Annotated in this window: 14 protein-coding genes; 10 read left to right on the forward strand and 4 right to left on the reverse strand. The window is 72.5% G+C overall.

From position 1 onward, the window contains the following. Positions 1-39: 39 nt before the first annotated feature. Positions 40-1473 carry an aldehyde dehydrogenase family protein gene (locus tag OG598_RS16090; RefSeq protein WP_328655175.1) on the forward strand — a complete coding sequence of 478 codons (1434 nt, stop codon included), beginning with the start codon at positions 40-42 and terminating at the stop codon, positions 1471-1473. Positions 1474-1543: 70 nt separating this feature from the next. On the opposite strand, the gene OG598_RS16095 is transcribed toward OG598_RS16090, so the two are convergent. Next, positions 1544-1945, reverse strand: coding sequence for a ChaB family protein (locus OG598_RS16095; protein ID WP_196922180.1), 402 nt, complete (start codon positions 1943-1945; stop codon positions 1544-1546). A gap of 176 nt (positions 1946-2121) precedes the next feature. On the opposite strand from OG598_RS16095, the gene OG598_RS16100 reads away from it, so the two are divergent. From OG598_RS16100 to OG598_RS16115, 4 genes are all read left to right on the forward strand, one after another. After that, the gene (locus OG598_RS16100) at positions 2122-3108 is read left to right on the forward strand and encodes a YihY/virulence factor BrkB family protein (RefSeq protein ID WP_328655176.1); all 987 of its coding nucleotides are present in this window, start codon (positions 2122-2124) and stop codon (positions 3106-3108) included. Positions 3109-3207: 99 nt separating this feature from the next. After that, positions 3208-3624, forward strand: coding sequence for a DUF2795 domain-containing protein (locus OG598_RS16105; protein ID WP_088947320.1), 417 nt, complete (start codon positions 3208-3210; stop codon positions 3622-3624). Positions 3625-3676: 52 nt separating this feature from the next. Continuing rightward, complete coding sequence (locus OG598_RS16110) at positions 3677-4138, forward strand: SRPBCC family protein (protein WP_328655177.1); 462 nt, start codon at positions 3677-3679, stop codon at positions 4136-4138. Between the two features lie 110 nt (positions 4139-4248). Further along, positions 4249-4509: a hypothetical protein gene (locus OG598_RS16115; RefSeq protein WP_328655178.1), complete on the forward strand. Its 261-nt coding sequence runs from the start codon at positions 4249-4251 to the stop codon at positions 4507-4509. Here the strand turns inward: OG598_RS16115 and OG598_RS16120 are convergent. Continuing rightward, positions 4467-5774, reverse strand: a complete 1308-nt coding sequence (locus OG598_RS16120) for an MFS transporter (RefSeq protein ID WP_328655179.1) — start codon at positions 5772-5774, stop codon at positions 4467-4469. The genes OG598_RS16115 and OG598_RS16120 overlap by 43 nt on opposite strands. Before the next feature lie 77 nt (positions 5775-5851). Between OG598_RS16120 and OG598_RS16125 the strand changes: the two genes are divergently transcribed. After that, complete coding sequence (locus OG598_RS16125) at positions 5852-6142, forward strand: hypothetical protein (protein WP_328655180.1); 291 nt, start codon at positions 5852-5854, stop codon at positions 6140-6142. Here OG598_RS16125 and OG598_RS16130 read toward each other — a convergent pair. Beyond that, the gene (locus tag OG598_RS16130) at positions 6139-6588 is read right to left on the reverse strand and encodes a hypothetical protein (protein WP_328655181.1); all 450 of its coding nucleotides are present in this window, start codon (positions 6586-6588) and stop codon (positions 6139-6141) included. The two genes, OG598_RS16125 and OG598_RS16130, sit on opposite strands and share 4 nt — an antisense overlap. 162 nt (positions 6589-6750) lie before the next feature. Between OG598_RS16130 and OG598_RS16135 the strand changes: the two genes are divergently transcribed. Further along, positions 6751-7104 (forward strand): DUF6401 family natural product biosynthesis protein, encoded by a 354-nt coding sequence (locus tag OG598_RS16135; protein WP_328655182.1) that lies wholly within the window; start codon positions 6751-6753, stop codon positions 7102-7104. Between the two features lie 70 nt (positions 7105-7174). On the opposite strand, the gene OG598_RS16140 is transcribed toward OG598_RS16135, so the two are convergent. Further along, positions 7175-7984, reverse strand: a complete 810-nt coding sequence (locus OG598_RS16140) for a mechanosensitive ion channel family protein (RefSeq protein ID WP_112678021.1) — start codon at positions 7982-7984, stop codon at positions 7175-7177. Positions 7985-8182: 198 nt separating this feature from the next. Here OG598_RS16140 and OG598_RS16145 point away from each other — a divergent pair, with 198 nt between their 5' ends. The 3 genes from OG598_RS16145 to OG598_RS16155 all read left to right on the forward strand — a co-directional run bounded on the left by OG598_RS16145 (position 8183) and on the right by OG598_RS16155 (position 12427). Continuing rightward, positions 8183-10321, forward strand: coding sequence for an ATP-binding SpoIIE family protein phosphatase (locus tag OG598_RS16145; RefSeq protein ID WP_328655183.1), 2139 nt, complete (start codon positions 8183-8185; stop codon positions 10319-10321). A 25-nt stretch (positions 10322-10346) separates the two neighbouring features. After that, positions 10347-11024 (forward strand): HAD family hydrolase, encoded by a 678-nt coding sequence (locus OG598_RS16150; protein WP_328655184.1) that lies wholly within the window; start codon positions 10347-10349, stop codon positions 11022-11024. A 107-nt stretch (positions 11025-11131) separates the two neighbouring features. Next, the gene (locus tag OG598_RS16155; RefSeq protein ID WP_328655185.1) at positions 11132-12427 is read left to right on the forward strand and encodes a cation:proton antiporter; all 1296 of its coding nucleotides are present in this window, start codon (positions 11132-11134) and stop codon (positions 12425-12427) included. Positions 12428-12455 lie beyond the last annotated feature (28 nt).

The following is a 12455-nucleotide window of genomic DNA, read 5'->3' on the forward strand; positions in this document are numbered from 1 at the left end:
ACGCGTTTGCCTCGTCGAGGCCGGGGCATCCACCGCCGCATGTACACGGTTGCGCAGCTGGTGGGCGGGGTGTGGGGTGCGGGCGGCGACGGCGGCGAACTGGTCGTGCGTGATCCGGCGGACGACACGCCGGTGAGCACGGTGCCGGTGGCCACTGCCGACGAGGTGGGCAAGGCGACCCAGGCGGCCCGCAACGCGGCGGCCCAGTGGGCGGCGACCGCGCCGGCGGAACGGGCAGCGACGCTGCACCGGGCCGCGGACGCGGTGGAGGCGGTCATCGAGGAGTTGGCGGCGGCGGTCACCGCGGAGATGGGCAAGCCGTTGGCGGACGCCCGCGGCGGCGTCGAGGCGGGGATCGGCACCCTGCGACAGTATGCGGAACTGGCACCGCTGCGCGGCGGGCGCACGCTGAACGGCGAAACCGACGCGTTGGACTTCCTGACCCCGCAGCCACGCGGGGTGGTAGCGGCGATCACCCCCTGGAACGACCCGGTGGCGGTCTCCTGTGGACTGCTCGGCGCGGCCCTGGTTACCGGCAACGTGGTGCTCTACAAGCCGAGCGAACGGACACCGGCGACGGGTTGGCTGCTGGCCCGAGCACTGGACCAGGCACTGCCGGCCGGTGTGTTGTCACTGCTCACCGGCGGCCCGGAGGTGGGTGCGGCACTGGCGGCGCAGGACGTCGACGTGGTGGCCCACGTGGGTTCCACGGCGACCGGGCGGGCGATCGCCGCCGCGGCGGCCCGTACCGGCGCGAAGGTGCTCCTGGAGAACGGCGGCAGTGACCCGTTGATCGTGGACGCGGGCGTCGACCCGGAGTGGGCGGCGGAGCAGGCCGCGCTGGGCGCGTTCGCCAACGCCGGGCAGATCTGCGTGGCGGTGGAGCGGCTCTACGTGCACCGGGAGGTGGCCGACGACTTCGTTGCCGCGTTGGTGAGGCGCGCCGCGGCGCTGCGGATGGGGCCGGGTCGGGACCCGGGCACCGAGCTGGGCCCGCTGGTCAACCGCCGACACCGGGACCACGTGCACGGGCAGGTGGCCGCCGCGGTGGCGGACGGCGCACGGGTGCGGGTGGGTGGCGAGGTGCCGGACGGGCCGGGAGCGTTCTACCCGGCCACCGTCGTCACCGACTGCCGCCACGACATGCCGCTGGTCCGGGAGGAGACCTTCGGGCCGGTCGCCCCGGTGGTGGTCGTCGACTCGTTCGACGAGGCGCTGCGCTGCGCTGCGGACTCCCCGTACGGGCTGGCCGCCACTGTGTTGACCCCGTCGATGAGTCACGCGCAGCGGGCGTGGCGGGAGCTGCCGGTGGGCACGGTCAAGGTCAACGCGGTGTTCGGGGGTGCGCCGGGGGGTGCCGCGCATCCGCGCCGCGCCAGCGGGCAGGGCTTCGGGTACGGCCCGGAGCTGCTTGACGAGTTCACCGCCACGAAGGCGGTGCACATCGAGGCGCCGGGAGGCGGACACTGGTGAACGGTGCGGGCGGACGCAGGGGTGGCGCGTCCGCCCGTACCGCGTCGGTTGTGCTCCGGTGCGGCAGCCGTCAGTCGCCGCGGGCCTTGCGGGTGGCGCGGTCGTTGGCCTTCTCGATGGCCGTGACCAGCTCCGGTTTGGTCATGCTGGACCGCCCGGGCACGTCGAGTTTGCGGGCCACCGACATCAGGTGGTCCTTGGTGGCGTTGGCGTCCACGCCACCGGCGGTGGGGGCCCGTCGCTCCGGCCCGCCACCGGCGGCCTGCTGGTCGCTGGGGCCCTTGTGGCCCTTCGGCTCCCAGTGGTCGCCCACCTTCTCGAACTGATGCTTCACAGCGGCGAAGGCGGTACGGTGCGACCGCTCCCCCTCGCCGTAGGTCTCGACCGCCGAGTCGTGTGTCTTCTCCCAGGTGCGCTGCGCCTTCTCCGGGGAGCGCCGCAGCGTGCTGGGCAGGTCTTCGCGCCCGGGCATCTCGTCCTCCTCCGTGTCGACAGGGTCACAGTGACCGTTCCCCGGTGACCGGGCGGCAAACCATAGCGACGGCGGCCGGGTACCGGGTGGGTTTGTCGATTTCACCATCCGGGTACCGCCGGGCCAGGCCAGACCGGACGACCGGTCATCCGGCGGCCGGGGCGCAGGGAGCGGGCATGACGACCACGGAGCCCGGTACGACGCTCGACGGCACACCGGGCACCCGGGTGCCCCGACGGATGCGGCAGTTGAGCTGGCGGACCTGGCGCGGGGTGCTGGTCCGCAGCGTGCAGAACTTCGTCAACGACAACTGCTCCGACTGGGCCGCCGCGCTGACCTACTACGGGGTGCTGGCGCTCTTTCCGTCCGCCATCGTGGTGGTGGCGCTCGTCGGTCTGGTCTCCGACGGGGAACGGACCCTGGACACCGTGGTCGACCTGGCCAACCAGGTGGGCGCCGGGTCGGTGCTGACGAACGACGAGGGCGGCGTGGTCGGGGTGATCCGGACCGTGGTGCTCGACCAGAGCAATCCCAAGCTGCTGCTGAGCTTCGGCCTGCTCGGCGCGCTCTGGTCCGCGTCGGGTTTCATCGGCGCGTTCACCCGGGCCTCCAACGCCGTCTACGGGGTGACCGAGGGCCGACCGGTGTGGAGGCTCCGGCCGCTCCAGATCGGCCTGGCGGCGATCACGCTGGTGCTGCTCGCGGTGGTCGCCCTCGGGCTGATCGTCAGTGGGCCGGTCACCGATGCGGTCGGCGACCTGATCAACGCCGGCGGCCTGGCCCGCACGACGTGGAGCGTGGCGAAGTGGCCGGTCCTCGCCATGATCATGATGGTGCTGCTGTCCCTGCTCTTCTGGATCGCGCCGAACGTGCGCCAGCCCCGGTTCCGCTGGCTCACCCCGGGCGGCGCGGTGGCCCTGATCTCCTGGGCGGCGGCCTCCTTCGGCTTCGGCCTCTACGTGGCCAACTTCGGCTCGTACGACACCACCTACGGCAGCCTCGGGGCGGCCATCGCGTTCCTGGTCTGGCTCTACCTGTCCAACTCGGCGCTGATGCTGGGTGTGCAGATCAACTCCGAGGTGCAGCGCGGGCGGCAGTTGCAGGCCGGCGACCCCGACCCTGATGAGCCGGTGCTGCCGCCCCGCAAGCCCGCCGACGAGTGAGTTCCCGTTCGGCAGCGATGTCCGGTTCGCACCGTGCCGGGGGCCGCTTCGTGGCCCGGTGCCGGTTTATCGGGAGGGGTGCCGGGTAGCGCAGAAGGCATGGAGCGTGGCAACAGCAAGCACGGACCGAGGATCGACGAACAGATGAGTCAGGAGGTCAGCGGCCTCGTACAGGGGCCGGGGACCGGTGGCTCTCGGGTCGACGAGTCGCGGGTGCCGGAACCGGCGGGCGAGGACCAGCCGGAGACGACCACCGCCCCGGCCGGCGACCTGCGCACCGGCACCCCGCAGGGCATGAGCTCTACGGACGTCGAGCAGCGCAGCCGGCTCGGCCGGTTCATCTCGATGAGCGCGCTGCCGGGCGACCGTCTGGTGCTCATTGCCAGCGCCCGCGAGAACGAGGCGCCGGACGACATCGTGGCGGCACTGGAACGGCTGCCCGAGGGCACCGTCTACCAGACGGTCTCCGAGGTGTGGGCCGCGCTGGGCAACAAGAACGAGACAACTCGCTGGTGACCAGGATCGCCCCCGATCCGGCAGTCCACCGGCGACTGAAGGAGGTTCCCCGATGAGTGGCGTTACCGAACATGTGGACGTGTCCGTACCCGTACGCACCGCGTACGACCAGTGGACGCAGTTCGAGGAGTTCCCCCAGTTCATGGAGGGTGTGCAGGAGGTCCGGCAGCTCTCCGACACGATGACCCACTGGACGGTGGACATCGCCGGGGTGAAGCGCGAGTTCGACGCGGAGATCACCGAACAACTCCCCGACGAGCGGGTCGCCTGGCGCTCGACCGACGGCACCCAGCAGGCCGGCGTGGTGACCTTCCACCGACTCGACCAGGACAAGACCCGGGTCACCCTGCAGCTCGAGTTCGAGCCGCACGGCGTGGTCGAGCAGGCCGGCGACAAGCTCGGCATCGTCGACCGACGGGCCAATGGCGACCTGGAACGGTTCAAGACCTACATCGAGCGGCGTGGCCAGGAGACCGGCGCCTGGCGCGGGCAGGTGGACCGTCCGCAGCCGTGACAGTGAGCAGTGACCTTCGATGGCCGCCGGAATCCCGGCGGCCATCGCCGTATCCGAGCCTGCTCGCCGGGCACCGTTTGCGATCATCGTGCCCGGGTACGGCTGAAGGTATGACCGACGACAACATCAGGGTGTGGCGGGACGAGGAGCGGCTTCCGTTGGAGGAGTTGGAGCGCGCCGTGGCGGGTTCCAGCATCGACGGGCAGGCCGACGACGTGACGGGCAACGACGCCGGCGAGGAGTCCGCGTTCGGGCACGGGCCGGCCGCGTCGGACCGGGACGGTGCGGTCCGGGGCAACAGCCGGGAGGACACCGACCCGCAGCGCGCCTACCGCCCGTCCACCACCGGCCGTACCGGGCCGGACGTCTGAGGATCGCTCCCGGGCTGGGCGGGCACCGCCGGCGTCGGCGGTCCGGCAGTCGGTCGGCGCGCGCCCCACTCGTAGAGCGCGATCAGCGCCAACGCGAGCACCAGCAGGGCCGCGCCCAGCACCTGCACCGAGGTGTTGCCGATCAGCACGCCCAGCCCGGCCGGGACGAGCGCCGCTCCGACGCCCGAGGCGCCGATCTGCATCCCGATGGCCCGGTCCGCGTGCGCCGCGCCGACCCGGTCGGCGGTGGTGAGGGTGAGCAGCGGAAACACCGGTGCGGCCGCGAAACCGACAACGACCAGGCCGAGCACCGCCAGGACGGCCGGCCCGGGAACGGCGATCAGGGCCGCGCCGACGGCCATTCCGGCCAGGCTGGCGCGCAACACCAACCCCGCCCCCAGGCGCTCGGCCACCAGACCCTGCACGACCCGTCCGACGAAGAGGCTGCCCCAGTACGCGGAGACGCATCCGCCGGCCAACGCCGCGCTGAGCCCCCGCCCCTCGGTCAACAGCAGGAACGCCCACAGCCCGGCGGACACCTCGATCGCCACGTACAGAGCGAAGGCGAGCAACCCCGACCAGACCGCCGGCAGCCGCAGCGTGTCCCGAACCGGGACCTGGACGGTCGACGCCGGCCCGGCAGCCGTGGGGGCGGGCACGCCCTGGACAGTCGAGGCCGCCTCGGTGCCGGCCGGGGCGTCACGGCGCCAGGCCCGCACTGTGAGCGCGAACGCGGCGGCGAGGACGAGTTGGGCGGCGGCCACGATGCCGTACCCCCAGCGCCAGGCGAGCCCGGCGCTCAGCACCGCGGTCATGATCAGTGGACCGATGGCGACGCCGAGGCCGAAGAAGGCGTGCAACCAGTTCATGTGGCGGGGCCCGAAGGCCCCGGCGGCGTACGCGTTGAGCCCGGAGTCGACAGCGCCGGAGCCGAGCCCGAGCAGCAGCGCACAGCCCACCAGCACCGCCAGCACGGGGCTCACCGAGTAACCGGTCAGCGCCAGGCTGGCCAGCAGGGTGCTACCGGCGAGCAGGGCGCCCACGCCGACCCGGGCCAACGTGAAGCCGGCCAGCACGCTGGAGGTGAGATAGCCGACGGTGCCGGCGGTGAGCACCCACCCGACGGCCTCGGTCGGGACGTCGAAGTCGCCGCTGATCGAGGGCCAGCTGACGCCGAGCAGGCCGTCGGGCAGGCCCAGACTGACGAACGCGAGGTAGGACAGCAGGAGCAGTGCGGCGCGGGGACGCGCGGGTGCGGTGGACACGAGACACCATCCTGCCGCAGGGGCACCCTAGCGCCGTCGGCACCCGATTGCCCACCGCGCAAAGAAGTCGTGTCCGTATGGTCGAGAAAACGGACAGCTCATCCAGAATCGGCCGATCGGAGGACGGCAAGCCGGCCGGTTCGCGTAAGAATTTCGGGATGCATCAAGGCTCCGGAATCCTCTCCACGCGTCAGCGCAAAATCGCCTGGCTCGGCTTCCTGCTCGCCGCACTCCAGGCGCCCGTGTCCGCCTGGCTCGTCGCCGACGAGTCGTGGCTGTTCAGCCTGTGCGTCGCGCTGATGGTGGCCACCGTGATCATCGCTGACGACGCGGCGCGGCGTCGCCCGGCCGACGCGACAAGCGACTAGCCTTCCCCGCCCGGCCGGGCCTCGTGGCCCGGCCGGCCCCGGCTACGGCGGCGTTCCTTCATCTCCGCCTCGTAGAGGTGGCGCCGCCCACCCACCAACTCGTCGCGGGCCTGCTGGTCCACCTCACGGAACAGCGCGTGGTACCCGTCGTCGAAGTCCTCGACGATCTGAAACGTCCACCGTCCGGCGATGACGTTGCGGCCACGCAGCTCAGTGGCGATCCGGTCGGCGAGGTGCGGATGCCCGGCGGCGCGAAACTGCTCCACCGCGTCGTCGAGCATCAGGTCGGCATGGCCGATCAACTGGTGCACCGAGTAGAGGTGCCCCCGGGCCCGCTCCACGCACTCCAGCGCCTCGCTGAGCTTGCCGAGCGCGGCGACCGTCGCGTCGCTGACGCCGTCCGGCCGCCGGTGCCGCTCGTCGGGTCCGTCCGCCTGCTGTCCCATCCGTGCCTCCGTGCCGGGTGCCGCCATCAGTGGGTGTTCTCCTGCTGCCCCGTCTGTGCCGGATCAATCCCCCAGGTCAGCGGCGACCGCCCCAGTGGCGCAGCCGACATCCGCCGAGCGGCCGAGGTCGACACGGTCACTGGTCGGTTAGCCTCGGTCACCATGCGTGTGCCGTTCAACCGGGTCGCCTCCCGTACCGCCGTCGACTCGGCGCGGTCCACCCTGGCCGCCCTCACCGTCTCCGTGGGCACTGCCGGGCTCGCCGCCGCCGCCGCGCGGCCGGGGCTGCTGGCCCTCGTCGACCAGCACGCGGCGGCCGTCCGGGACAGCCTCGACGGCGACCACACGCCGCTGACCTCCGCGGCGCTCGCCGGCTACGCCGAGGGGGTGCGCGCCGCCGCCCTGGAGCACGGGTGGACGCCACCCAGCGGGTCGGTGGACTGGAGCCAGCCGGAGTGGCTGCTCACCCGGCTGGTCGCGGTCTGCGCGCTGGCTCGCGCACTCGAGCGGCACTGACACGCGAGGGGAGGGCAGCCCGCGTCGTACGCGGAACACCCTCCCCACCCGTCGTGCCGTTCCGCCCTCGCTACGAGCGGTACTGCTGGGCTTCGTCCACCCGAGGCATGGCCTGGGTGCGGTCACCCCCGCGGTCGGCCATCTGCCGCTCCACGTCGCTACGCCCGGCCGACGCGGCCTGACGTTGCTGCTGCACCGCCCGAGCCTCCTGGGCAGCCCGGTCCAGCCAGCCGTCCCAGCGCTTCTGCATCGGCTTCACGAGACCACCGCCGACGCCGACGATCAGGATGCCGGCCACAGTGGCGAGCACCGCGATCAGCACCGGGGTCGTCACCGTGGTGGCGATACCCACCTGGTTCAGAGCGGCGATCACACCGAGCGCGATGATGAAGATCGCCGTCAGGTCGGCCAGGACCTTGCCGTACGAGAGCCCTCCCAGCGCCCCGGTGACCAGATCCCGCACAGCGTTGGCGATCGCGGCCGCCACCACCACGATGACGATCGCGATGAACGCGCGCGGCAGCCAGGACACCACGCCGCTGATCAGGTCACTGATCGCGTTGGGCCCCCAGACTCCGAAGGCGAACTGCAGCGTGAACAGCAGTACGGCGTAGTACGCCAGTCTGGCCAGAATGTCGCTGGCGTCGTACTTCGTTCTCTCCAGGGCCCGTTTGATGCCACCGCGTTCGACCGCCTGGTCGAAGCGCACCCGTTCCAGCACCGTATCCACGATCTTGAGGACGGCTCTGGCGATGAGCCAGCCGACCACGAGGATGACGATGAAGGCCACTGCCTTCGGGATGAAGAGCAGCACCGACCTCCAGGTGTCGGCGATGGCATCGCCGATGTCGGCCTGCCGGACCGCGAGGGTTTTCAGCATGATGTCCCTCCTGTCGCATGGACTGCGCCGGGCGCATACCCGGCAACCGGTCCGGCACTCCGCGCAGCGCGCGGCGTTTTTCCCGACAGACCTCCGGACAGGGGCCCTGAACTGCCCGAACTGCCACCGCGACGGACTCGGCGACGGCCCGCCGCCGTGGTCGGATGCCTTTTCCGGTCGGCCGACTAGGCTGCGAACATGCCAGGAACGGTCGGGCGGGTCCCCACGCCAGCAACTCCGGGCCCGGGCGCACCCACCGGGTCCGGCCCGGCCGTCGGCGTGCTCGCCCACGACTGGGCCAACACCCCGCTGGGTTCGGCCGACGACTGGGACGTCGCCCTGCGGGCCGTGGTGGAGCTGGTCCTCGCCTCGCCGATGCCGATGGCCCTGGCGTACGGCGACGATCTCGTCCTGCTCTACAACGCCGGCTACGCCGAACTGCTGGGCACCAAGCACCCCAGCGCCCTCGGCCGCCCGGCCGCCGAGGTGTTCGCGGAGATCTGGGCGCTGCCCGGCGTCGGTGCGGTCATCGAGCGCTGCTACCGGCAGGGCGAGCCCTTCCTGGAGAAGGAGTCCACCCTGCCGCTGGTCCGTGGGCACTCCGCGACTGTGGAGCAGGCGGTCTTCACCCGGGGCTACTCACCGGTGCGCGACAGCGCCGGGCAGATCGTCGGCGTGCTGACGGTCGCGGCCGAGACCACCCACGTCACCGAGCAGTTGCAGAGCCTCAGCGAGGTGGCCGCGGCGCTCGCCGGCACCCTCACCCTCGACGACGTGGCCCGGGTGGCGCTGCGGTACGCGATCACCACGTTCGACCCCGACCAGGCCTCGTTCGCTGTCGACGAGGGCGGCGGCGGCTGGCGCATGGTGCGTCGGGTCCGTGGCGAGTTGTTGGACGAGGCCGACGAGCGGCTTCCCCCGCTCTGGCGGCGCGCGCCGGCGGACTGGTCGGCCCCGGTGGTGCAGGCGGCCCGCTCCGGTGCCCCGTCGTTCACCCGCGACGGGCAGCCGCTGCGGGACACCGCCGTGGACCGCCACGACCAGAAGGTCCGGGCAATGGCGGCCCTGCCGCTGGGCACCTCGGTGGTCCGCGGCGGGCTGGCGGTCGGCTACCAGGTTCCGCACACCTGGTCCCCCGCCGAGCGGGCGTTGCTGGCCGCCTCGGCCGAGCTGATCGGCCAGGCCGCCGAGCGGGCCCGCCGATTCGAGACCCAGCACGGCACTGCCCAACTGTTGCAGCGCAGCATGTTGCCGGAGCACCTGCCGGATCTGCCCCTGTTGCGGATCGCGGCCCGCTACGACCCGGGCGTGGACGGCAACGCGGCCGGTGGTGACTTCTACGACGCGTTCCTGCTGCCCAACGGCTCGCTCGGCGTGGTGCTGGGCGACGTCGCCGGGCACGACGTGCAGGCCGCCGCGCGGATGGGGCAGGTCCGGGCGGCGCTGCGCGCCCTGGCCCTGGCCGACCCGACGCCCGCCGCGGTCCTGGCCGGCCTGGACCGGCTGGTGACCAGCCTCGGCGCGGAGGCCGGCACCCACGAGCTGTTCGTCACTGTGGCGTTCGGGGTGATCGACGCGGAGCGGCGGGAGCTGACCCTGTCCAGCGCCGGTCACCCCGCGCCGCTGATCCGCCGGGGCGACCCGGATGGTCGGTTCCACGCCGAGTACGTCGACGTCCCGGCCGGGCCGCCGCTGGGGCTGGGCGGCCGGCCGGGCACCACTACCGTCCCGTTCCGCCCCGGTGACACACTGCTGCTGTTCAGCGACGGGGTGGTGGAGCGTCGTCGGCAGAGCCTGAGCGCCGGGCTGGCCACCCTGAGCGACGCCGTTGCCAAGGCCGGCAGCGGCGACCCCCGCGCGCTCTGCGCGGTGGCCACCGCGGCGGTCCCGGGTGGCACGGAGGACGACGTGGCCGTGCTGGCGGTCGAGCACGCGCTCAAACCGAGTCGTTCGGCGAGCATGGAGGTGCCCGCCGAGCCGACCGCGCCCAGCCGGGTCCGGCACTGGCTGACCGGCCAGCTCACCGAGTGGCAGGTGCCCGAGTCGGTGATCGGGGCGGCGGTGCTCTGCACCAGCGAGCTGACCACCAACGCGTTGCTGCACGCCGGCACGGCCGCGCGGGTGGAGATCGACCTCAGCGCCGAGCGGCTGCTCGTCTCGGTGGCGGATTCCGGCACCCGGGGCACCGTGACCCGGGCCCGTACCGACACGTTGAGCAGTCGCGGGCGCGGCCTCGGCCTGATCGAGGAGCTCAGCGACGCCTGGGGCACCGACCCGTCGGTCCGGGGCTCCACGGTCTGGTTCGAGATCCTGACGCCGCCGGCCGCGCATCCCTGAGCCGCTCGAGGGTAGGAGGACGCCCATGGCTACCGACCGGCCCGCCGGGGTCCTCTTCGATGTCGACGGCACCCTGGTCGACACCACCTACCTGCACACGGTGAGCTGGTGGGAGGCATTGCGCCAGACCGACCAGCCGGTGCCGATGGCGGTGGTGCACCGCTCGATCGGGATGGGGTCGGACAAACTGTTGGATCATCTCCTCGGCCCGGAGCGGGACCGCGACGCCGACTCGAAGCTGCGCGACGCGCACGACACCCTCTACGCCGAGTACTGGGAACGGCTCACGCCGCTACCCCGGGCGGCCGACCTGTTGCGGGCCTGCGCCGAGCGGGGGTTGCGGGTCGTGCTGGCCACCTCCGCCTCGGAACCCGAGGTGGGCGCGCTGCGTCGGGCGCTGGCCGCCGATGACGTGATCGACACGATCACCTCCTCCGCGGACGCCCAGCAGAGCAAGCCGGCACCGGACATCCTGGTCGCCGCGTTGGAGCAGTCCGGGTTGACCGCCGAGCGGGTGGTCTTCGTCGGCGACTCGGTGTGGGACGTCGCCGCGGCCGGGAAGTTGAACATCCCGTGTGTGGGCCTGACCTGCGGTGGCACCAGCCGCGGCGAGCTCGCCGGCGCGGGTGCCGTGGCGGTGTACGACGACCCGGCCGCGCTGTTGCACGAGTTGGCGGACTCGCCGCTCACCCGCCCACGATGAGGATCACTCGGGTCCACCGGCACGGACGCGCATAGCCGGAGCCCTTGCGGGGCAAGGACTGTCACCACCTGCCCGCGCCTCGCGGGTGCGGGCGGAAGGGTGGTGCCGTGGAGCCGGTAGATGTGGCGTTCGCACTGGTGGGCCTGGGCGCCCTGCTCGCGGGCATCCTGCCGCGGGTGCTGGAGCGGCGCCCGCTGTCCATGCCGATCGCCTTCCTCGCCCTCGGCATGCTGGTGTTCCTGCTGCCGGTCGGGCTGCCGTCACCGGACCCCCTGGCCCACCCGGAGCTGACCACCCACCTCACCGAGATCGGGGTGATCGTCGCGCTGATGGGCGCCGGGCTGAAGATCGACCGGCCGTTGAGTTGGCGGCGGTGGTCGTCCACCTGGCGGCTGCTGGCGATCGCGATGCCCCTGTGCATAGCGGCGGTGGCGGTGCTCGGCTGGTGGTGGGCGGGGCTGGTGCCGGCCGCCGCGCTGTTGTTGGGCGCCGCGCTGGCGCCCACCGACCCGGTGCTCGCCGCCGACGTGCAGGTCGGCGAGCCGACCGACGTGGAGGATTCCGAGGACGAGGTCCGCTTCGCGCTGACCTCCGAGGCCGGCCTGAACGACGGGCTGGCGTTCCCGTTCGTGTACGCGGCCATCGCCATCGCCTCGACCAGCCTCGCCCCGGGCGACTGGGTGGCCGAGTGGTTCACGGTGGACGTGCTCTGGAAGGTCAGCATTGGCGTCGGCGGTGGCCTGCTCATCGGCTGGCTGCTCGGCAAGCTGTTCTTCCGCGCTCCCAGTGAGCTGCGGTTGGCCCGGCACGCGGAGGGCTTCCTGGCGCTGGCCGCCACGTTCCTGGCGTACGGGCTGGTGGAGGTGGTCGGCGGGTACGGCTTCCTGGCGGTGTTCGTGGCCGCCCGGGCCATTCGGGCCGCCGAACGGACCCACGAGTTCCACTCGGTGCTGCACGACTTCGCCGAGCAGGTCGAACGGTTGCTCACCCTGGTGCTGTTGCTGCTGCTCGGCGGCGCGATAGTGGGTGGTCTGCTGGGCCCGCTGACCTGGCCGGCGGCCGCCGTCGGGCTGGCGCTGGTGTTCCTGGTGCGGCCACTGATCGGCTGGTTGTCGTTGCGCGGCGCTCCCGGACGCCCGGCCGAGCACTGGGTCATCTCGTTGTTCGGCATTCGCGGCGTCGGCTCGTTCTACTACCTCGCGTACGCCACCACCAAGGCGGACTTTCCGCAGGCCGAGCTGCTCTGGGCGACCGTCGGGCTGGTGGTGCTCGTCTCCGTGGTGGTGCACGGCATCACGGCGACCCCGGTCATGCAGCTGCTGGACCGGGAGGGAGAGCGGACGTCCGACCCGGCCGAGCGCGACGCCGACGCTCGGCCCGTCGCGGCAGCCGGACACGCCTGAGCACGCGTCTCAGCGCAGCCGGCACGCG

Source organism: Micromonospora sp. NBC_00330 (assembly GCF_036136635.1).
GTDB classification, from domain to species: domain Bacteria; phylum Actinomycetota; class Actinomycetes; order Mycobacteriales; family Micromonosporaceae; genus Micromonospora; species Micromonospora salmantinae.